At 71.0% G+C, this 19,056-nt stretch carries 18 protein-coding genes; 9 read left to right on the top strand and 9 right to left on the bottom strand.

All coding sequences use genetic code 11. The features are described from left to right. The first annotated feature begins 12 nt into the window (after positions 1–12). The gene (locus CLT71_RS32720; RefSeq protein ID WP_101370499.1) at positions 13–561 is read left to right on the top strand and encodes a hypothetical protein; all 549 of its coding nucleotides are present in this window, start codon (positions 13–15) and stop codon (positions 559–561) included. Between the two features lie 775 nt (positions 562–1,336). Beyond that, positions 1,337–1,648 (top strand): hypothetical protein, encoded by a 312-nt coding sequence (locus CLT71_RS32715; protein ID WP_101370498.1) that lies wholly within the window; start codon positions 1,337–1,339, stop codon positions 1,646–1,648. A 163-nt stretch (positions 1,649–1,811) separates the two neighbouring features. Here the strand turns inward: CLT71_RS32715 and CLT71_RS32710 are convergent, their stop codons facing one another. From CLT71_RS32710 to CLT71_RS32690, 5 genes are all read right to left on the bottom strand, one after another. Further along, positions 1,812–2,177, bottom strand: a complete 366-nt coding sequence (locus tag CLT71_RS32710) for a nuclear transport factor 2 family protein (RefSeq protein WP_101370497.1) — start codon at positions 2,175–2,177, stop codon at positions 1,812–1,814. A 166-nt stretch (positions 2,178–2,343) separates the two neighbouring features. Beyond that, on the bottom strand, positions 2,344–2,853 hold the full coding sequence (locus CLT71_RS32705) for a hypothetical protein (protein WP_143743698.1): 510 nt from the start codon (positions 2,851–2,853) through the stop codon (positions 2,344–2,346). A gap of 372 nt (positions 2,854–3,225) precedes the next feature. Beyond that, positions 3,226–4,980: a hypothetical protein gene (locus tag CLT71_RS32700; protein WP_101370495.1), complete on the bottom strand. Its 1,755-nt coding sequence runs from the start codon at positions 4,978–4,980 to the stop codon at positions 3,226–3,228. A gap of 688 nt (positions 4,981–5,668) precedes the next feature. Further along, positions 5,669–5,989, bottom strand: coding sequence for a hypothetical protein (locus tag CLT71_RS32695; protein WP_143743697.1), 321 nt, complete (start codon positions 5,987–5,989; stop codon positions 5,669–5,671). A 500-nt stretch (positions 5,990–6,489) separates the two neighbouring features. Further along, positions 6,490–6,888 (bottom strand): RidA family protein, encoded by a 399-nt coding sequence (locus tag CLT71_RS32690; protein ID WP_101370493.1) that lies wholly within the window; start codon positions 6,886–6,888, stop codon positions 6,490–6,492. A 449-nt stretch (positions 6,889–7,337) separates the two neighbouring features. Between CLT71_RS32690 and CLT71_RS32685 the strand changes: the two genes are divergently transcribed. The 5 genes from CLT71_RS32685 (at position 7,338) to dtd (ending at position 11,968) form a co-directional block, all read left to right on the top strand. Beyond that, the gene (locus tag CLT71_RS32685; RefSeq protein ID WP_101370492.1) at positions 7,338–7,922 is read left to right on the top strand and encodes a hypothetical protein; all 585 of its coding nucleotides are present in this window, start codon (positions 7,338–7,340) and stop codon (positions 7,920–7,922) included. Positions 7,923–8,042: 120 nt separating this feature from the next. Further along, positions 8,043–8,483, top strand: coding sequence for a cupin domain-containing protein (locus CLT71_RS32680; RefSeq protein WP_101370491.1), 441 nt, complete (start codon positions 8,043–8,045; stop codon positions 8,481–8,483). A gap of 83 nt (positions 8,484–8,566) precedes the next feature. Further along, a complete protein-coding gene (locus CLT71_RS32675; protein WP_199187794.1) occupies positions 8,567–9,955 on the top strand; it encodes a type II CAAX endopeptidase family protein in 1,389 nt (462 codons plus the stop codon). A 100-nt stretch (positions 9,956–10,055) separates the two neighbouring features. Continuing rightward, positions 10,056–11,540, top strand: a complete 1,485-nt coding sequence (locus CLT71_RS32670; RefSeq protein WP_199187793.1) for a DUF7782 domain-containing protein — start codon at positions 10,056–10,058, stop codon at positions 11,538–11,540. 5 nt (positions 11,541–11,545) lie between these two features. Continuing rightward, positions 11,546–11,968, top strand: coding sequence for a D-aminoacyl-tRNA deacylase (gene dtd / locus CLT71_RS32665; RefSeq protein WP_101370490.1), 423 nt, complete (start codon positions 11,546–11,548; stop codon positions 11,966–11,968). 83 nt (positions 11,969–12,051) lie between these two features. Here the strand turns inward: dtd and CLT71_RS32660 are convergent, their stop codons facing one another. After that, positions 12,052–12,840 carry a sporulation protein gene (locus CLT71_RS32660; protein ID WP_101371986.1) on the bottom strand — a complete coding sequence of 263 codons (789 nt, stop codon included), beginning with the start codon at positions 12,838–12,840 and terminating at the stop codon, positions 12,052–12,054. A 369-nt stretch (positions 12,841–13,209) separates the two neighbouring features. Here CLT71_RS32660 and sigB point away from each other — a divergent pair, with 369 nt between their 5' ends. Next, positions 13,210–14,160 (top strand): RNA polymerase sigma factor SigB, encoded by a 951-nt coding sequence (gene sigB, locus CLT71_RS32655; protein WP_101371985.1) that lies wholly within the window; start codon positions 13,210–13,212, stop codon positions 14,158–14,160. 74 nt (positions 14,161–14,234) lie between these two features. Here the strand turns inward: sigB and CLT71_RS32650 are convergent, their stop codons facing one another. Together CLT71_RS32650 and CLT71_RS32645 are read right to left on the bottom strand one after the other, a co-directional pair. Then, on the bottom strand, positions 14,235–15,863 hold the full coding sequence (locus CLT71_RS32650) for an ABC-2 transporter permease (RefSeq protein WP_101370489.1): 1,629 nt from the start codon (positions 15,861–15,863) through the stop codon (positions 14,235–14,237). Beyond that, positions 15,860–16,786, bottom strand: a complete 927-nt coding sequence (locus tag CLT71_RS32645; RefSeq protein WP_101370488.1) for an ABC transporter ATP-binding protein — start codon at positions 16,784–16,786, stop codon at positions 15,860–15,862. The genes CLT71_RS32650 and CLT71_RS32645 overlap by 4 nt, the downstream gene beginning before the upstream one ends. A gap of 179 nt (positions 16,787–16,965) precedes the next feature. On the opposite strand from CLT71_RS32645, the gene CLT71_RS32640 reads away from it, so the two are divergent. Next, positions 16,966–17,754 (top strand): TetR family transcriptional regulator, encoded by a 789-nt coding sequence (locus tag CLT71_RS32640; RefSeq protein ID WP_101370487.1) that lies wholly within the window; start codon positions 16,966–16,968, stop codon positions 17,752–17,754. A gap of 104 nt (positions 17,755–17,858) precedes the next feature. On the opposite strand, the gene CLT71_RS32635 is transcribed toward CLT71_RS32640, so the two are convergent. Next, positions 17,859–19,040, bottom strand: coding sequence for an acetoin utilization protein AcuC (locus CLT71_RS32635; RefSeq protein WP_101371984.1), 1,182 nt, complete (start codon positions 19,038–19,040; stop codon positions 17,859–17,861). Positions 19,041–19,056 lie beyond the last annotated feature (16 nt).

Here is a 19,056-nt window from a genome sequence, read left to right as displayed (position 1 = left end):
CCTCATCGAGCGATGTTGTTGATCGCGATCGCCCATTACCTCGACCGCGCCAAGCTCCAGGAAGTGCGTGAAGGTATCAGCGAGCTCGAAATCCAGAAGCTCGCCTACTTCCTGCAGGTACTCGGCGCCCCGCTCAGGCTGACGTTCGTACGCGGAACCTACGGCCCCTACGCCGCTGGATTGAACCACACTCTGGACACGCTCGAGGGGCATTACCTGACCGGAATCGGTGACAGATCAGCACAAGTTACCCATCTCGTACCGGTGAACCCGCTGCCCGGCAGCGTCGAAGCCTCCGACGCGGCCCTTCGAGACGAGCCTGGATTCCTTCAGCGCGTAACTGACCTGCTGCAACTGGTCGATGGTTTCGAGACGCCGTACAGCCTCGAACTGCTGGCCACTGTGCACTTCGCCTCCGTGCAGCCTCCCCCAACGGCTGACCCCGCCGAGCTAACCGACCGGGTAGCTTCTTGGAGCCTCCGTAAAGCGCGCATGTTCACGGACAAGCATGTGCGGGTAGCCGCCAGTCGCCTTCTGGAGCAGGACCTTCTGCCGGGGTAAGAATGTGCAGACCACTCTCCATACTCAGCGCATGTACTGCTCGAGGGTCGTGCCCGATGAGCAGTGCCAGCAGGTCACGGCGAAGCCGGCTGTGCCGGTCGAGCCGGGCGGCTAGGTCGGCATGCTGCGCGGACGAGAGTTGGCGGTCGGCCCGCAACGCCACCCGGGGTCGGGGCCGACCCACCGGACCCCGATCCGGTACGTCGGTTGGCCCGGTGTACCGCGGAGTGCCGCCAGCAGCGCGGCGGCGGATGGTACGCCGCGCTCTGCGCCTCGGCGTCGGTGACGGCTGCCGGATCGACCTCGGTGATCGACTCGACGGCGACAACCCCGGCGGCGGTGACCAGGGTGTCACCGGCCCGGACGTCAGGTCGGGCCCAGCGCCGAAACACGAGGGTCACTCCCGGCCGCCACGCCCTCGGCGATCGCACGAGAAGGAATCATCTCGGCCGTCCTCCGTCCGCGCCGCCTGCCGGCCCGCTGCCGTGGGTCGACTCCCCTGCGGACGGACGGGCCTCGCCGCTACGCCCCCCTGTTCACCGGACTGCCGTAGTCTAGCCAGGCGCCCTATCTGCGACGGAGACGCTTGTGTTACCAGTCGAGTGCTTCCTGTCGAGTGGGCCGTCGCTTCCAAATCTTCGCGGATGTCTCGGAGGGCCGTGGCTCTGATCCTGGTGACGACGTTGGGTGCGCTCGCCGCCGTACTGGCGGTCGGCGTACTGGTGATGGTCGGTCGAGGGGCGACGGGCAGCGGCTGGTCCGCTGGTCGGGGCTGGTGATCACCGGACTGGTGGCGGTCATCCTGGCACCGCTCACCGTCGAGGACTCCGGTGTGGCAGCCATCTTCCTGCTCGGCGTACCGGTGCTCGCAGCCGCCCTGCCAGCACTGGCCCAGCGGTTCTTCCCGCGCGTCGGCGGGTACCCCGATCTCGTCGCGGCTGTCGCGATCGGCGGCTGGGGGCTGCTGCTGGCCCTCGGCGGCCTCGGTATCGCGTTCCTGCCCTCGGCGCTGCTCTTCCTGGCTGGCGCGACTCGGGGCCTGGTCCCCGGTCATCGTCCGCCGCCCGGTCCGGCGCCGGGTCGATGACGACCGGCAACCTGCCCGGACGGCGGTGTGGTCCGAGCCGGACGGCACGGACCACACCCGCAGCATCGACCACCCCGGCCGGAAGCCTGGCCAGGTCCGGCAGTGGTGTAGCCGGCTACCGGCAGTCAGCCGCCGGGAAACCTCGGGCCGGCGGAGCCTCCCGTCAGCCGGGGACCTTGTCCAGGAAACCGTAGATCGCCCGGATCCGCCCGTCGGCGCCGAGGTCTGCGACGTCGAAGCCGACCGCGACCGGTTCACCGCCGGTCGAGGGTACGAGTTGCCAGCCGAACCGGACGATGCCGTGATGCCCGTCCACCGCCCCGCTCGGCGCGAAGCGCAACCCCGGGAACATCTCCCGAGCGCCGCCGATCACCGCGTCGATTCCGTCATGTCCGCTGACGTCGGCGAGCGGATCGGTGTAGGTGGCGTCCTCGGCGAAGATGGCGGCGATTCCGGCCGACCGGGCGGCGCTGTCCGGCTCGTTCCACAGGTCGATGTACCGGTCGACAAGCCCGTTGAAGTCGGTCATGCGAATGTCCTTCCTGGACGACGGTGCAGGTGCGCCGGCGGCGCAGGTGAGTGCCGCCGACGCCGTCGAACCTGCCACCGAGCCCGGGAGGCTGTCGATTACCTCCGAGGTCAGGCGCCCCGGCTACCTCCGGGGTCAGGAATCGCAGCGGACCGGTGAAACGGGGTCAGCAGTACCGGTAAACCTGGGTGGCCCAGTTCCGGTACGGCGCGACGTCGCCGAGGGCCCGCGCGGCGACGCCCACCGAGAAGAGCCGAGTGCCGTTGTAGAGGAACGCCACCGATCCCCTGGTGAGGTTGTAGTGCGCGGACTCGACCCGGTACTGCCAGCCCCAGGTCGCGAGGTTCTGCCCGCCGCAGTCGGAGAGCCTGCCCCGGGGGTAGCCGTAGCTGGTGCGGTCGTAGAAGCAGTACCAGTCCCGCGGGCAGTCGGCGACCGCGGCGCGGGTGTGTGCGGGGCGGGTCAGGGTGACGACGAACCGCCCGCCGTCGTAGGCGATTTCGTTGTCGTTGAGCACCACGCCACCGGGATGCGTGGCGAGATAGTCCGAGATCACCTTCGGCACATCGGTCGGCCGGGCCGGCGAACTCGCGGCCGGGGTCGCGGGAAATGCGACGACGGCCGCACCGAGCAGACTGAGCAGGATGGCTGAGCAGCGTCTGACAATTGGTGTCATGGATGGCCTCACGGGGGTGGATGCATGACAGAGAAACGCCGGCGACGCGGTCACCCGGAGAGCGTCGAGGAGGCGGACGATCAAGTATCCGCGTCAACACTCTCCGCTGTCACCGCTGCTCCCAGAGTAGGAACGAGGCGCACTTGATCGCCACTCGTGCCAGGCAAGTGACGTGAGTGAATCGCTGTCGGAAAGCAGCTAATGGCGAGGACGTTCTAGACTGTCCGCCGATCCACCAGGTCCGCCGGCCGGTCGCGGCTGTTCACGGCGATATCGTCCCGATCTGGTACGCGAATGCGCCGTGAATCAGCAACGCACCGGTCACTCGTGACGCGAAATTGACAGCCTGCCGCGAAATCGGCACCTTACGCCTCAACCCAGGCGATCAGTACGCGTCCGTTCGAGGAAGAGCGCCCAGTCGCTCGTGGCACCGTAGGCCGGATCCGGTCCACCGGGACCGGGCAACCTGCTCGTCTCCTGGCTGAGCAGCTCGCCGCTCGTCGTACTGAAGATCAGGGTGACCCGTTCGAGAAGCGGGCCGCCCCCGGTGACGTCAGCGCTGATCGCGATGCCCTCCCGGCCGGCCCGGTCCTGCATCGCACCCTGGTAGCTCAGGCCCTCCGTCTCGGCGAGCACCGTCAGGACGGCGGCCCGCTGCTGCCGGTCGAGCGGGTGGAACATGTTGACGCTGGCCACGGCGCGCAGCCGGCCCACCGGCCCGCTGTGTGGCTGCTCCCCGTCGAGCTGTCCGGCCAGGATCGTCGGATCCACCGAGGGATACCTGATGACGATCGTCATCCCGCCGGGCGGGGACGGAGCCGAGGTGCGTACCTCGGCCCCCTGATCCGTCCGGATCACGATCCGCAACCCGGAGAGGTCCTCGGCCCACCACAGCCGTTCCTCCTCGACGGCGGGCGCCCCGGCCTGCCCTGCCGGCGTCGTCTCCCGGGACCAGAACTGGATCCGGGTGTACGCGTACCGCCCGGTCGCCGGCGCGTCCGAGCCGTGCCGTACCAGCTCAGCGAGGTGGTACAGCCGATCCCGCACACTGCTCGCCTCGGGGAGCGCGGGTGTGCCCGACCCGACCGGTGGACTCGACGGCGCGTTGAGGACGGCCGGACGCTCCCAGTCGCCCCGGACGGCCACCAGCACGCCACCCGCGAGGATCATCCCGACGACCCCGGCCACCACCACGCCAAACACCCGGCGACGGGTCCAGTCGATGCCGGCAAACCGGGCCGGAACCGGGGACGGCGGTTCCAGGGACGACGCGGGAGCCGGGGCCACGGGCTCGGGGATCGAGGGTACGGACTCGGGCCTTCGAGGGGTGGGAATGACCGGCGACGTCGCCCCCGGTAGCAGCTGCGCACGAGCCGGGCTCGCCGGTCGCGACAATGCGATCTCGGCGAGCAGGTGGTCTCTGCGGCACCGTTCGCGGATCCGCGCAAGGTGCTTCCGCCAGTACCGGACGTCGCCGTCGATCCCGCCGCAGGCGAAGACGACGTGGTCGAACACCGCCTCGGTCGGCGGGCGGCTCCGGTCGACGAACTCCGCGACGATCTCCGACTCGGGTACCGGCCGGACCGTCCACTTCTTCCGGTCCTTCTTCGTCTCGCCGATGACGCTCCCGGCCGCCTCGACCAACCGCCCGGCCAGCACGGCGGTGTCCAGTCGCTCGTCAACGGTCAGTCCCTGCCCTGAGGCAAGTGCGAGCAGGGCATCCACCAGGTCGTCGTCGGTCTCGCAGTTCGCCAGGTCCGGCCGGAACGCCACGACCGCCGCGGCCGCCTCCTCCCAGATCCGGAGGACCTCGTCATAGGTGTCGCCGTCCGTGATGCCACACCCTCGGAGGAACGCCTCGACACACTCCCGGGTCGGCATCACCTGACCGTTCTTCGCCCGGGACAGGTTGGCGGTACTGCTGCTGGGGCCGAGCCTCATCTGTTCGAGCGGCGGGCTGCCGGCCTGCTCGTGAACCCTGCGCAGCACCGAGGCGAGCCGAGCCACCGGCCCGAAGCCCTGCAACTCGTTGCTCGGGCGGCCGGTCCGCGCCCCTTCGGTACGGCGTCGCCCGCCCTCACCCTTCCCAGCCCCGTCCACACCGATCGAGGCCGCCGGCTGCCCCACCTGTCGAAGCGGATCGGCACGTCCCGGCTGTCGGAGCGGATCGGGGCGTCCCGGCTGTCCGAGCCGATCGGGGTGTCCCGGCTGTCGGAGCGGGCGGGGGTGCCCGAGCGGTCTGGGCACGACACCGGGTTCGGTCGACTGCTGGCGACGATGCCAGTCGCTGTCTTGCACGTTCTCGTGGCCTTTCGAGGGGCGGGTAACGCCTCGCGGCGCGATGCGTCACCCGCCGGGTCCAGCGGTTCCAGACCATCGTCGGAGATCATTTCCCGCCCGGACCGGTTGCAGCCGGCCCGATGATCTCGAACGACAATTCGGATCATCTCATCGTGTCGCGGCCGAGGCTAGTCCACAAAAAGCAAAACTTCGGCCGCGATCCGCCCATAAATCGGTCAATCCCTATGTGTCGTGACAACAATCGCACCATCAAGAAAGTTTTCCAGTCAATCTGAAAATGCTTCACCTAAGTCCGGCCGCCTGAGTGGCGACGCCCACCGACCCGAGGCCAAAGTAGACTGTCGCCACTCGACTACCTACGGTAAAGTCTGTACGAGTCGTGACCGGGTGATCACAGGTTCCCGATCCGGCCTTCCATGGGTCCAGCGGAGTCGGGCGGGGGCCTTCCGTTGCAGCGGAAGGCCCCCATTCACCATCGACTCCTCCAGCGCCGCCCCGGCCCGGAAACCGCAGTTCACTGCCCTGGGCCGACGCCGATCCCGCTCATGATCGCCACCTTGAGCAACCGGCCTACCCAGCCCTCGCGCCCCTGGCCCGCCGCCGGCGCCGTGACCCGGCGGACCACCGCGACCGCCACCCCACAGAGCACGACGAGGACCGCCAGGGCGGGCCACAGGGGTACTCCGAACCACAGCAACAGCAGCAGGCAACCCATCAACATCGCGAGTACGGCGACGAGCAGTACGGCCGCAATCGCGACGCCGGCAACGAGGCGGCCCCGTTCCGACGATTTCCCTCCAGACCCGGAATCCGGGTCTGCTTTCTTCGCAGGCATCTCGGCCTTCCTCAGTTTCGCCGACGGCGGCACCTGAGCGTGCACACCGACCGCAGGTCCAATGGTCACGACGAGAGCAGGATCTGCCGGGCGGTCTGCAGCCCGCCCGCTGATCTCCTCGATTGGAGGGATCATGTGCAGGCGAACAGGATTCGTCAAGACGCGAAATGAGTCCGTTCTTGTTCCGATTTTCGGAAGGAGGATTTTCCGTATCGCAAATACGAATCGTGTATCGGTACGGAGACGGGAAGGAAGGACGGAAAAAGGCCGTACGCTGCGGGTTCGTACGGCGGGAAAACCTCGGCGAGGCCGGAAGAACTGTCAGCGGGCGGTCGGATCAACCAGCGGCCCGGCATCGGTGCGGATGGGCGGGTCGGGGCAGCGGAAGAACCGCGCCACCCCGATCCACAGGTGCCCGCCACGGTCAGGCCGGTCTCGGCCAGGAGTCAGACCGGGCCGACGGGCCTCGCTGGCTCGTACCGCCACCAGCCGGAGAGGTGTCAGTCGCCGACCGCGACGGCCTCGATTTCGAGCAACCATTCCTCGGTGTAGATGTCGGTGATGATGATCGTCAGCGCGGGAGTGTGGTCGCCGAGCACCTCCTCGCGGATCCGCGAGTTGGCCTCCCGGTAGCGCCGGTCCGAGAGGTACGTCGTCACCTTGGCGAGATTGCGCACTCCCATGCCCGCTTCGGCGAGTACGGCCAGGACGTTGCGCCAGACCAGCCGGCACTGCGCGTCGAAGTCCTCCGGGATCTGTCCCGCCTCGTCGCGCCACGGCACCTGACCACTGACGAAGACCGTACGGCTGCCGCCGGTGACCAGCGTGCCGTGGGTGTAGTTGCCCGTCGACGCCGGCAGTACGGCCGGGTTCAGCGGCTGGATATCGACCTCGTTCACAACACTCCCCGTTCACGACGTATTGATCATCTACCTGCGCGCGTGGCACCGTACGCAACCCGGACCGGCAGGGCAAGCAGTATCGAACGGGTGGGGTGCCGGCGGCGACGGCGGATCGGGCCGGCCGCTGAGGATCGTCGATGTTGCCGGGGCGGGGCGCGGCGTGCTGGAATGACTCATATCGCCGCAGTGCGGGGGCAACCGCACTGAGAACGGTCAGCACGGGAGCCTCGCAGTGCCCGCAGCGCGCCGGCCCCGACGCCAGATCCGCGGGATCGGGCGCCCGTCGGAATCGCCGCGCGCGTCGGGATTCGCACCGCGTCCGCCGGGCCACTTCCGCCAACCACGAGCCGGACCCACCCACCCCACCTCGGGTCGGCGCGTCCGACCAGATCTGCCAAGCACCAGATCTGCCAAGCACCAGACCGGCGACGAGACGAGAAACGATCATGAATATCCGGAACAGTTTCGCGGGCTGGTACCGCAACCGCTTCCTGTGGGTGGCGGTCATCCTGCTGGCGGTGTCGGCCGGCACGGTCGTACTGATCAACACGGCCGGTTCGGAGGCCAGGCCGCCGGATCTGCGGGGGCAGATCATGACCCGGTTGCGTACCACACTGGAGTCTGCCGACCCGGCGCAGCACCAGCACGCGGGCCACGACGCGCAGGCGACCGCCGGTAAGGACGGCAAGAAGCCGGCGGTCGTCTGTGGGGTCCGCGTCTACGGCTTCGAGCCGAGCGAGGTCACCACGCTCGCCGAGGTGAAGACGGTCTACGGCTTCCACCTCTGCGGGGTCGCCGAGCAGAACCGGCCCTGGGACTGGGCGGTCAAACTGGCCGGTCCGGTGATCGTTGACATGACCACCGAACCGCCCGGCATCCAGGTGGTCGAGGCGACCGCCGACGTCCGGTTCATCGACCGGCTCCGGGAGATGTTCCCGGACAAGTACGAGGAACTGGCGGTCAAGGAGGCACTGGACGAGTCCGAGATGGCCAGTCTGCGCCGCCGGTACGACGAGGCGGCCGGGCTCTGATCCGCCGGGGCGGCCGGCGGCGAGGCAGCACGCGATTCCGTCCGGCCGCCGGCGCGTACCCCGCTCGGTAGACTTCCGGTCCGTCGGGTTTCGCCGGCGTACCCGAATGGAGGTCGACCCGTGACGACGCCGCAGCGACCTCCGCTGGCCGAGCGGCTCGACCTGGCTCCGCACCCGGAGGGCGGCTGGTTCCGCGAGACCTGGCGCTCGACGCACGCCTTCACCCCCGACGGGTACGCCGGGCCGCGCGCCGCCGCGACCGCGATCTACTTTCTGCTGCACCCCGGGGAGCGGTCCCGCTGGCACGTCGTCCGCTCCGACGAACTGTGGTTCTGGCACTCGGGCGGCCCACTGCGGCTGCGGCTCGGCGGCGCGACCGAGCGACCGGCGGAGGAACCAACCGAGGCCCGGCTCGGCCCGGACGTGACCGCCGGTGAGCGACCGCAGGTGCTGGTTCCCGGCGGCGTCTGGCAGTCTGCCGAGCCGGCGGGCGACGAGCCGGTCCTGGTGAGCTGCGTGGTGGCGCCCGGCTTCGACTTCGCCGACTTCCAACTGGCCTGAGCCGCACTCCAACTGGCCTGAGCCGCACTCCAGCCGACTGCCCCGCCGATGCCGCACTGGCATCGAACCGGCACCCTTGGCACATGACGACCGCACCCCCGCCGGGCACCGCCTACCATCGGCTGGCCCGGACCGACCGGCACCGCTGGTGGCGTCCGGTGCTCGGAACCCTGCTGATCCTCGGTGGCACCTTCGTGGTGCTCTGCATGCTGGTCGGCACAGCCAGCGCGATCGCCGCGGTCGCCGGGCGTCCTACCGGCCCGGACGGGCTGCCGACGCTCGGCGCGCTGGGTGATCTCGTACTGATGCTGATCACCATCGCCGCCGCACTGCCATTCGTCCTGCTCGCGGCGCGCTGGGTGCAGGCTCGTCCGGCCGGTACGGTCTCCTCGGTACTCGGCCGGATCCGCTGGCGCTGGCTCGGCTGGTGTGCGCTGGTCGCCGTACCGGCGATCCTGCTGTTGCTCGGTGGCAGCATCGGCCTGCTCGCCCTGACCGGCAGCGCCGACGGTGACGAGGCGGTCAGCACCGGCTGGCCGGGTTGGGCGGGCTTCCTCGGCACGCTGGTGCTGCTGCTCCTGTTGGTGCCGTTGCAGGCCGCGAGCGAGGAGTACCTCTTCCGGGGCTGGCTGGTGCAGCTCGTCGGGGCGTTCCTCCGGACACCGTGGCCGGGTATCGCCCTCCAGGCGGTGCTCTTCGCCCTGGCGCACGGCTGGGGCACCGCGTGGGGATTCACCGACCTCGTGATCATGGGCGGCGTACTCGGCTGGCTGACCGTCCGTACCGGCGGCCTGGAGGCGGCGGTCGCGCTGCACGTGGTGAACAACCTCGTCTCGTTCGTCGGCGCGGCGGCGCTGGGCCAGCTCGGCATCGACGAGACCGCCGCCGACGCTCCCTGGGAGATGTTCGTGGTCAGCCTGCTGGTGAACGCCGGCTACGCCGTGGTGGTACTCCGGCTGGCCCGCCGCCGGCAGCTGCCGACCGTCTCGCCCGAGCGGCCCACCCCACCCCCCGGCCACCCGGCCCCCGTCGGCGGACACCTCTTCCCACCACCCGGCTATCCGGCCCCCGTTCCCAGCCCTCCCTTCTCCCCGCCCGGCTACCCGAGCCCCGTTCCCAGCCCTCCCTTCTCCCCGCCCGGCTATCCGAGCCCCGTTTCCGGCTACCCGAGCCCACTTCCCGGATCCCCGTCCTCCGGCCCGGCACAACCGCTCCCCGGGCCGAGGCAACCGCTCCCCGGGCCGGGGCAACCGCTCCCTGGGCCGAGGCAACCGTTCCCTGGGGCGGCGCAACCGTTCCCTGGGGCGGCGCAACCGTCGCCGGGGGAACCGCTCCCCGGGCTGCGGCAACCGTTCCCCGGGGCGGGGCAACCGTCGTCAGGGCAGCCCTCCCCCGGTGACGGGCAGCCGTTGCCCGCGACCGAGCGGCGCCCTATCGAGGCTGGTGAAACGCCGGTCGGGCCGAGCGACTGAACGGCGCTGTTCCGGCCGCTGCACCCGACGGGTGGTTCCGGAGCGCCAACTGCGGGGGTTGCGGGTCGGCCCGGTTCGGGCGGCGGGCAGGATGGACGCCGTGGACGGGAACGAGATGCTGCTGTCCCCGGCTGGGGTGGACCAGCTCCGGACGGCACTGACCAGCGCGGGCTACACCTCGAGCGGCATCGCCGACCGGCTCGGCCCGGCCGCGACGAGCGGACTCACCCGCAACGACTACCGGGCCGCACTGCGCAGCACCGAGGGCCGCGACCCGCTCGGCACGCTGATCCGACTCTTCGTCTGCGCCCAGACCGAGCCGGAGGCGGCGGTGCGGGCGGCCCTCGCGCCGCTGCCACTCGACGAGGCACTCGCCGGTGGGCTGCTCGAACGGGTCGGCGACGGGTTCCGCCAGGGCGTCGACCTGGAGCCGTACGGGGACTCCTGGTGGGTTCTCTCCGACGTACCGGCCAGTGCCCGGCCCGGCCAACCACTCGCCGGGGACCATGTGCTCGGGATCGGCGGGGCGACGACCACGCTCGTCGGGGCGACGATCCGGCGCCCGGTCGGCAGCGCGCTCGACCTCGGCACCGGAAGCGGCGTGCAGGCCCTGCACCTGGCCGAGCACGCCCGCTCGGTGACCGCCACCGACGTCTCCGAGCGGTCGCTGCGGTTCGCCGCGACCACCGCCGCGCTCAACGGGTACCGCTGGGAGCTGCTCAAGGGCGACCTGGTCGGCCCGGTGGCCGGTCGCCGCTTCGACCTGGTGGTGAGCAACCCGCCCTTCGTGGTCGGTCCGGGCACCACCACGCACAGCTACCGCGACTCGGGCCGGGTCGGTGACGGGATCGCCGCCGAACTGGCCGCCGCCGCGCCGGGCCTGCTCACCGAGGGCGGCACCATGCAGTACCTGGCGAACTGGCTGCACGTGGCCGGCGAGGACTGGGGCGAGCGGGTGGCCGGCTGGTTCACCGGTACCGGACTGGACGCCTGGGTGATCCAGCGCGAGGTCGCCGACCCGATGGCGTACGTCGACCTGTGGCTCTCCGACGCCGGCGAGGCAGCCGACCCGCACCGGGTGGCCGCCTGGCTGGACTGGTTCGACGCGCAGAAGGTGGAGGCGATCGGCTTCGGCCTGGTGAACCTGCGCCGGGGCGGGCACAGCGATCCGGTGCTGCGGATCGAGGACCTGCGGCAGGCCGTACAGCCACCGATGGGCGAGCAGGTCGCGGCCTGGTTCGACCGGCAGGACTGGCTGCGCGCCCGGGACGACGAGGCGCTGCTGGCGACCAGGTTCCGGGCGGTCGACGGGTTGAAGCTGCGCCAGGAGGCGTCGATGGGCGACGACGGTTGGGCGGTGGACCGGCAGGTTCTCGTCCAGTCGCACGGGCTGCGCTGGACAGAGGAGGTGGATCCGCTGGTGCTGGCCCTGGTCGGCGGAGCCAACGGCCAGGTGCCACTGCGCGAGCAGCTCGCGGTGCTGGCGCTGGCGCACGACGTACCCGAGTCGGACCTTGCCGAGGCGGCCGCGCCGATCATCGCGCACCTGGTGGAACGCGGCGTCCTGGCGCCCGTGGCAGACTGACCGCCGTGCGTGCGGTGGTGCAGACGGTCAGCCGGGCCAGTGTGACGGTGGACGACGAGGTGGTCGGGGCGATCTCCGACGGGCTGCTGGTGCTGGTCGGGGTGACCCACGCCGACACCCGGGCCACCGCCGAGACGATGGCCCGGAAGGTGCACGAGCTGCGGATCCTCCCGGACGAGCGGTCCGCCGCCGAGGTGGGGGCGCCGCTGCTGGTGGTCAGCCAGTTCACCCTCTACGGCGACGCCCGGAAGGGCCGCCGGCCCACCTGGAGCGCGGCGGCCCCGGCCGAGGTGGCCGAACCGCTGGTGACGGCGTTCGTCGAGGCGCTGCGGCTGCGGGGTGCCAAGGTCTCCACCGGCCGGTTCCGGACGCACATGCTGGTCGAGAGCGTGAACGTCGGCCCGCACACCGTGCTGCTGGAGCTTTAGCTGCCACCCGCGCCGCAGCCATCGCCGGCACCCGCGCCCACCGCCGGCACCGCCCGCACCCCGGCCCGTCGCGGCAGGACGGCCTAGAAGAACAGGCCGCGCTTCTGCATGGACTGACGCAGCCAGCCGTCGAGCTGGCCGGCCCAGTCGGTCCGGTCCACCGAGGCGTAGTCGACGGTGAACCGGCCGAACGCGTCCCGGCCCTCGGTGAAGAGTCCGCCCCGCTTGTCGATCTCCAGCACGATCTGCAACTGCTGCGGCGTGGCCACGAAGGTCAGTTCGAGCTGGTTGATCGCGCGGGCGTACTGCGGCCCGGGGTAGAACTCGATCTCCTGGTAGAACGGCAGGCTCTGCCGTACGCCGTAGATGTGCCCCCGCTCGACGTCAGCTCGGCTGAACCGGAAGCCGAGCTGGACCAGGGCGTCGATCACCCGCTCCTGCGCCGGCAGCGGATGCACCGCCACCGGGTCGAGGTCACCCTTGTCCACCGCGCGGGCCACCTCCAACTCGGTACGCAGCCCCATCGTCATCCCGTGCAGGTGGTGCCCGGCGACCTCGGTGAGCGGCGTCTCCCACGGCACCTCGAAGCGGAACGGGATGTCGTGACGCTGCCCGCTCTCCAACCGGAACGGGCCGGTCACCCGCTGCCGCTGGAACTCCTGGGTGGTGTTGTACTCGCTGTCACCGCTCTCCACCTCGACCCGGGTCACCAGGCCGAGCGCGACGTACTCGACGTCCACCGGATGGTCGCCGCCCGCGACGTGGACCTGGCCCTCCAGATAGCCACCTGGCCGGCAGTTCGGGTTGGCGAGCACCGTCTCGACCGACGGCCCGCCCACACCCATCGCCTGCATCAACCGCTTGAAGACCACCACGTCCTCCATCCGTTGTCGATCTCCGTTCCGTCCCGCACGGTAACCGTCCCCGGCAAGTAGCGCCCGGGTACCGGCGACACGGCCCGGTACCGAAAGGCGATGATCAATCGGATCAAGGCCAGGAAATCGGGACGAACCAGCTCCCCGTGCTCTCCCTGTTTCATGCCAACCCGACGCTCTCCTCACCTCGGCTTCACGCCCTACCGGCCAAGCTATGTGTCACCAGCGCGGTTGTCCGCTGGGACGCGCCACATTGTCGAAGCGGGGAGGCGACAGATGATGGTCCTGCAACACAGCGAGAGCCACACTCACCCGGCCAGCGCGGCCGGCGTGCACACCGAGCCGACCGGGGACGGCGGGCAGGTCATGGTCGACCTCGACGCCACCGACGAGCGCGGCGCCTCGGCCGACCTGGTCCGGGCCTACCTCAACGGCATCGGCCGGACCAAGCTGCTCACCGCCGTCCAGGAGGTGGATCTGGCCCGGCGGATCGAGGCCGGGCTCTACGCCGAGGAGAAGCTGAACTCCGACACGCGGGGGGCGTTGTCGGCAGAGCTTCGGGCGGATCTGGAGATCATTGCCGTGCAGGGGCGGGCCGCGAAGAACCACCTGCTGGAGGCGAACCTGCGGCTGGTGGTCAGCATCGCGAAGCGGTACACCGGGCGGGGCATGGCGTTCCTGGACCTGATCCAGGAGGGCAACCTCGGCCTGATCCGCGCCGTCGAGAAGTTCGACTACACAAAGGGCTACAAGTTCTCCACCTACGCCACCTGGTGGATCCGGCAGGCCATCACCCGGGCCATGGCCGACCAGGCCCGCACCATCCGCATCCCGGTGCACATGGTCGAGCAGGTCAACCGGATGGTCCGGACCCGCCGGGATCTGGCCACCCAGCTCGGCCGGGAGCCCACCGTCGCCGAGGTGGCCGCCGCGCTGGGCGTACCGGAGTTCCAGGTCATCGAACTCATCTCGTACGACCGGGAGCCGGTCAGCCTCGACCAGGCCGTCGGCGAGGATGGGGAGAGCGCCCTCGGTGACTTCGTCGCCGCCGTCGACCCGCGTGAGGAGCCCGGTGACGCCGTCTCGGCGGGACAGCTCCGCAACGAGGTCGAGATCGTCCTCGCCACCCTCTCGCACCGCGAGCAGGCCGTGATCCGGCTGCGCTTCGGCCTGGACGACGGGCGGCAGCGCACCCTCGACGAGGTGGGCCGGGAGTTCGGCCTCTCCCGGGAGCGGATCCGCCAGATCGAGAAGGTGACCCTGCTCAAGTTGCGCCACCCGTCCCGGGCCGACCGGCTGGAGGCGTACGCGAGCTGACGTCGTACCCGCGGAAGCCCCCACCACCGGTTCGGTGGCGGGGGCTTCGCGTCGTACTCAGTCGCCGGTCCGGCTCAGCCGATCGCCAGGTCCCGGCGGCGGAACGTGACCAGCCCGAGCCCGGCCAGCGCGACCGCGACCGCGAGCAGCACCACCAGAGGCGTGGCGCTCGGGTCGGCGGCCGGCACCGCCGGCAGGTGGGTGAAGGGCGACAGGTTCAACACCGGTTGCGGCAACTCCAGCAGCGCGCCGAGCTGCCCGAGCAGGACGCAGAGCAGGAAGGCCGTCCAGGACAACGCAACCGCGAGCCGGGGCAGCAGCCCGAAGAGCACCACCACCAGGCCGGCCAGGACCAGTGCCGCCGGCACCTGGACCAGTCCGGCGACGGTGAGCCGACCCACCTCGCCGGGCACGTCGCCGCTGACCAGTCCGTAGCCCAGCCCGGTGCTCGCACCGGCCAGCGCCAGCAGGACGACCGCGCCGAGGGCGGCCCAGAGCAGATGGCTGAGCAGCCAGCGGGGCCGGCTGACGGCGGTGGCGAGTACCCCCTCCAGGGTGCCGGCGGCCTCCTCGGCCCGCAGCCGCAGCACGGCCTGGACCACGAAGCCGGCCACCGCGAGTGCGAACATCGCCATCATGGTGCCGAGGAACGCGTCGACCAGCCGCTCGGTGCCGCCGAGTTGGGCGATCATCTCACTGGCCGCCTCGTTCTCGCCGACAAAACTGTCGACCTCCTCGCCGACCGAACCCATCGACAGCCCCATCACCACGATGCCGACGGCCCAGCCCAGCACCACACCGCGCTGCAACCGCCAGGCCAGGCCGCCGGGACTGAGCAGGCTCCGGGCCGCCACCGCCGGGCCCCGACGGACCGCCAGCAGCCCGGCGCCGAGGTCGCGGTGGGCGGTCAGCAGGAACGCCGTACCGACGGCGAGCAGCGCGAAGCCGACCATCAGGGCCAACACCGGCCAGCGGTTGCCGTCGAACGCCTGCACCTGGTTGGCCCAGCCGAGCGGGGAGAGCCAGGATGGCCAGGCACTCACCACCCGCATCCCGTCGGCGGAGACGGTCCCCCAGGCGTCTCCGGCGGCCCGGAGCAGGAAGGCGAACCCGACGACGGCCGCGGCCATACCGTTCGCGCCGCGCGCCGTACCGGAGATCTGGGCGGTCACCGCGGCGATCGCCGCGAACGAGACCCCGATCCCGGCGATCGCCGCGCCGAGCGCGAACGAGCCGGCCACCGGCAGGTCACCGGCCACCAGGACCAGGGCGAGCAGTACGCCGCTGAGCACGTTGGCCACCAGCGTGGTGAGCAGGGCCGCGGTGAGTGGGGCGTGCCGGCCGACCACCGCCGAGCCGAGCAGCTCCGCCCGGCCGGTCTCCTCGTTCTGCCGGGTGTGCCGGACCACCGCGAAGGTGCTGAGCAACGCGGCGAGCAGGGCGAGCATCGTGTACGACTCGGCGGTGACCACCGACCCGAGACTCGGTCCGGAGACCGGGCCGTTGAACGCCCGCGCGACCACACTGGCGGCGCTTGTGGTGGCGTAGCCGATCCGGTCGGCCTCGGTGCCGTAGATGCCGGCGACGCTCTGTGCGACCGCGGCGGCGACCCCGGGCAGGGCCACTACCCAGACCAGGAGTTTCACCCGGTCCCTCCGCACCGCGAGCCGGGTCAGCCGGGCGGTGCCGGTGAGCCCGGTCACCGGGCACCCGCCGGGACCCGACGCTTGGTGGCGGTGGTCTCGGACCCGTCGCCGTAGTGCCGCATGAACAGTTCCTCAAGGGTCGGTGGCGTACTGGTCAGGGCCCGTACGCCGAACCGGGCGAGGTGGGTGAGCACCGGGTCGAGGGTGCCGGCCTCGACCTCGAACCGGGTGGTCGAGCCGGAGGCGGTCACCGCGTGCACCCCGGCCAGCTCGGCGAGCCCTTCCACCGGGCGTTCCGTCTCGACCGTCATCGGGGTCCGGGTCAGGTGGCGCAGCTCGGCCAGGGTGCCGGACTCGACGGTACGGCCGGCCCGGATGATGCTGACCCGGTCGCAGAGCGCCTCCACCTCGGACATCACGTGGCTGGAGAGCAGCACGGTCCTGCCCGCGTCGCGCAGCTCGGTGACGTACTCCCGGAAGACCGCCTCCATCAGCGGGTCCAGCCCGGAGGTCGGCTCGTCGAGCACCAGCAGTTCCACGTCGGAGGCGAACGCGGCGACGATCGCCACCTTCTGCCGGTTGCCCTTGGAGTAGGTGCGGCACTTCTTTGTCGGGTCGAGGTCGAAGCGCTGCAAGAGCTCGTCCCGGCGTGCCCGGTCCAGCCCGCCGCGCAACGAGCCGAAGAGGTCGATCGCCTCCCCGCCGGAGAGATTCGGCCAGAGGTTGACGTCGCCTGGCACGTACGCCAGCCGGCGGTGCAGCGACACGGCATCCCGCCAGGGATCGCCGTCGAGCACGCGCACCTCGCCCGCGTCCTTGCGGAGCAGGCCGAGCAGGATCCGGATGGTGGTGGACTTGCCCGCCCCGTTCGGTCCGAGGAACCCGTGCACCTCGCCGGACCGGACCGTCAGGTCCAGTTCGTCCAGCGCGCGGGTGGCCCCGAAGGTCTTCACCAGGCCGGCCACCGAGATCGCGGTCATGACGCTCCCTTTTGCTAGTTGCCGATTCCACTCGCCAGTTGTCGATTCCGTGTCGTCCGAGAACCAGGACGACGGGTCGAGCCGGATCGTGACAGTGTCTCGACGCCAGTGTACTGACCGATGGTAGGACGACGGCCACAAATTCCTGATCATCGGTCAGGGGCCGGTACGCTGGGCGGATGGCTGAGCCACCCGCTCTCGACACCCGGAGCCGGATCCTGCGTACCGCCCTGGACCTGTTCGGCGCGCAGGGCTACCAGCGCACCTCGCTGCGACAGATCGCCGACCGGTCGGGGCTGACCAAGGCGGGCATCCTCTACCACTTCCCCAGCAAGGAGCACCTGCTGGTGGCGCTGGCCGAGCCGCTCGTCTCGGACCTGGAGGCGGCGCTGGACCGGGCCGCCCGGCTGCCCTGGCCGGCGGCCCGCTGGGCGGCGCTGGAGGGCTGGGTGGACACCCTGCTGCGGCACCGGCGTCCACTGGGGACGCTCTATCACGACATGACGCTGCTGGCCCGGGGCAGCACGTACGCCAGGATCATGCGGCTCGCCACCAAGGCGTACGGCCTGGTCGCCGGCCCGGACGCAACCCGGCTGGAGCGGATCCGGGCGATCCAGGCCACCGGGATGCTCGGCGATCCGATCGTCTTCTACGCCGACATGCCGGACGACGAGTTGCGGGCGGCGCTGCTCGACGGCGCGGTCCGGCTGCTCAGCGAGCCGCCGCCACCGGCAGCCGGTACGGACCGGGTCGGCGAGCGGCAGGCGGGCCCGGAGCGGGTCCGGCCGGGCCGTCGGCGGGGGGCGGGGCGTCCGCCCGGGCTCAGTGCCGAACAGGTGCGCACGGCCCGGGCGATGCACGGTGCCGGCCTGCACACGGTGGACCAGATCGCGGCGAGCCTCGGCGTCTCCCGGGCCACCCTCTACCGGCACCTGCGGGTCGCCGAGTCGAGTCGGCCAGAGCTATAACGAGACGGTTTCTGATACTAATTCGAGACGATTTTGCGACAGCCGGGGCGCTAACGGGTGGGCGGGGGCCCGAGTGTCGCGCCGCCGCCGGGACGAGTCGCCGATCAGAGAGACGGATCCTGCGGATCGAGGTTGTGCAGCGGAAAGACCGCCCTGCGGGTCGCCATGATCGCCCGGTCCACCGCGTCCGGCTCGCCGGTCGGCTGCCACGGCTCGTACGACGCGTCCGCCTCGTCGGTCATCCGCAACGGCACCTCCCGCTCCGGACGGCGGGCCTTGGCCAGCTCCCGCCAGGCCGGCGGGGTCAGCGCGGCCGGGTCGACCGGCTCCCCCGTGGCGATCGCGAGCAGGTGCGTCCAGGCCCGGGGCACCACCTCGACCAGCGCGTAGCCGCCGCCACCGGTGGCCACCCAGCGCCCCTCGCAGAGTTCGTCGGCGAGCGCCCGCAGCGCCAGATAGCTCGCCCGCTGCCCGTCCACACTCAGCCGCAGGTCGGCCAGCGGATCGAGCCGGTGGCTGTCGGCACCGCACTGGGTGAGCAGGATCTGCGGCCGGAACGCGCGCAGCAGCGCCGGAACGGTGGCGTGGAAGCCCCGCAGCCAGCCCGCGTCGCCGGTACCGGGCGGCAGCGGCAGGTTGACCGCGCTCCCCTCGGCCCCCGGAGCGCCGATCTCGTCGGAGAAGCCAGTACCGGGGAAGAGGGCCAGCGGCGTCTCGTGCAGGCTGATCGTCAGCACCCGGGGATCGCCGTAGAAGACCGCCTGCACCCCGTCGCCGTGGTGCACGTCCACGTCCACGTAGGCCACCCGCTCGGCGCCCAGGTCGAGCAGGCGCGCGATCGCCACCGCCGGGTCGTTGTAGACACAGAACCCGGCCGCCCGGCTGGGCATGGCGTGGTGCAGCCCACCGGCCACGTTCACCGCACGGCGGGCCTCGCCCCGCCAGACCGCCTCGGCCGCCGCCAGGCTCGCCCCCGACACCAGGGCACTCGACTCGTGCATCCCGTCGAAGATCGGGTTGTCCGGGGTACCGAGGCCGTACCCGGAGAAGAGCGGGTCGCTGGGCGCCGCCCGGACCGCGTCGAGGTAGTCCGGACGGTGCACCCGGGCCAGGGCCGCGTCGTCGGCCGGAGTGGGAGCCACCAGGCGTACGCCGGGGCGGTCCAGTACGCCGAGTTCCCGAGCCAGGGCCAGTGTCAGCTCCACCCGTACCGGATCGAGTGGATGGTCGCCCAGGTCGTACGTCAGCAGACTCTCGTCCCAGACCACCACGGTGTCGTCCGACATGTTGTTCATCGTCGCA

This window comes from Plantactinospora sp. CNZ320 (genome assembly GCF_002846275.1).
Note: the sequence above shows the minus strand (reverse complement) of the source record. Positions and strands in the feature narration are given on the sequence as shown.

Excerpts from the sequence above, each read along its gene's own strand:
- CLT71_RS32720 (WP_101370499.1), top strand. The coding sequence starts at position 13 with ATGTTGTTGATCGCGATCGCCCATTACCTCGACCGCGCCAAGCTCCAG.
- CLT71_RS32710 (WP_101370497.1), bottom strand. The coding sequence starts at position 2,177 with ATGACCGACTTCAACGGGCTTGTCGACCGGTACATCGACCTGTGGAAC.
- CLT71_RS32705 (WP_143743698.1), bottom strand. The coding sequence starts at position 2,853 with ATGACACCAATTGTCAGACGCTGCTCAGCCATCCTGCTCAGTCTGCTC.
- CLT71_RS32695 (WP_143743697.1), bottom strand. The coding sequence starts at position 5,989 with ATGCCTGCGAAGAAAGCAGACCCGGATTCCGGGTCTGGAGGGAAATCG.
- CLT71_RS32685 (WP_101370492.1), top strand. The coding sequence starts at position 7,338 with ATGAATATCCGGAACAGTTTCGCGGGCTGGTACCGCAACCGCTTCCTG.
- CLT71_RS32675 (WP_199187794.1), top strand. The coding sequence starts at position 8,567 with ATGACGACCGCACCCCCGCCGGGCACCGCCTACCATCGGCTGGCCCGG.
- sigB (WP_101371985.1), top strand. The coding sequence starts at position 13,210 with ATGGTCGACCTCGACGCCACCGACGAGCGCGGCGCCTCGGCCGACCTG.
- CLT71_RS32645 (WP_101370488.1), bottom strand. The coding sequence starts at position 16,786 with ATGACCGCGATCTCGGTGGCCGGCCTGGTGAAGACCTTCGGGGCCACC.
- CLT71_RS32640 (WP_101370487.1), top strand. The coding sequence starts at position 16,966 with ATGGCTGAGCCACCCGCTCTCGACACCCGGAGCCGGATCCTGCGTACC.
- CLT71_RS32635 (WP_101371984.1), bottom strand. The coding sequence starts at position 19,040 with ATGTCGGACGACACCGTGGTGGTCTGGGACGAGAGTCTGCTGACGTAC.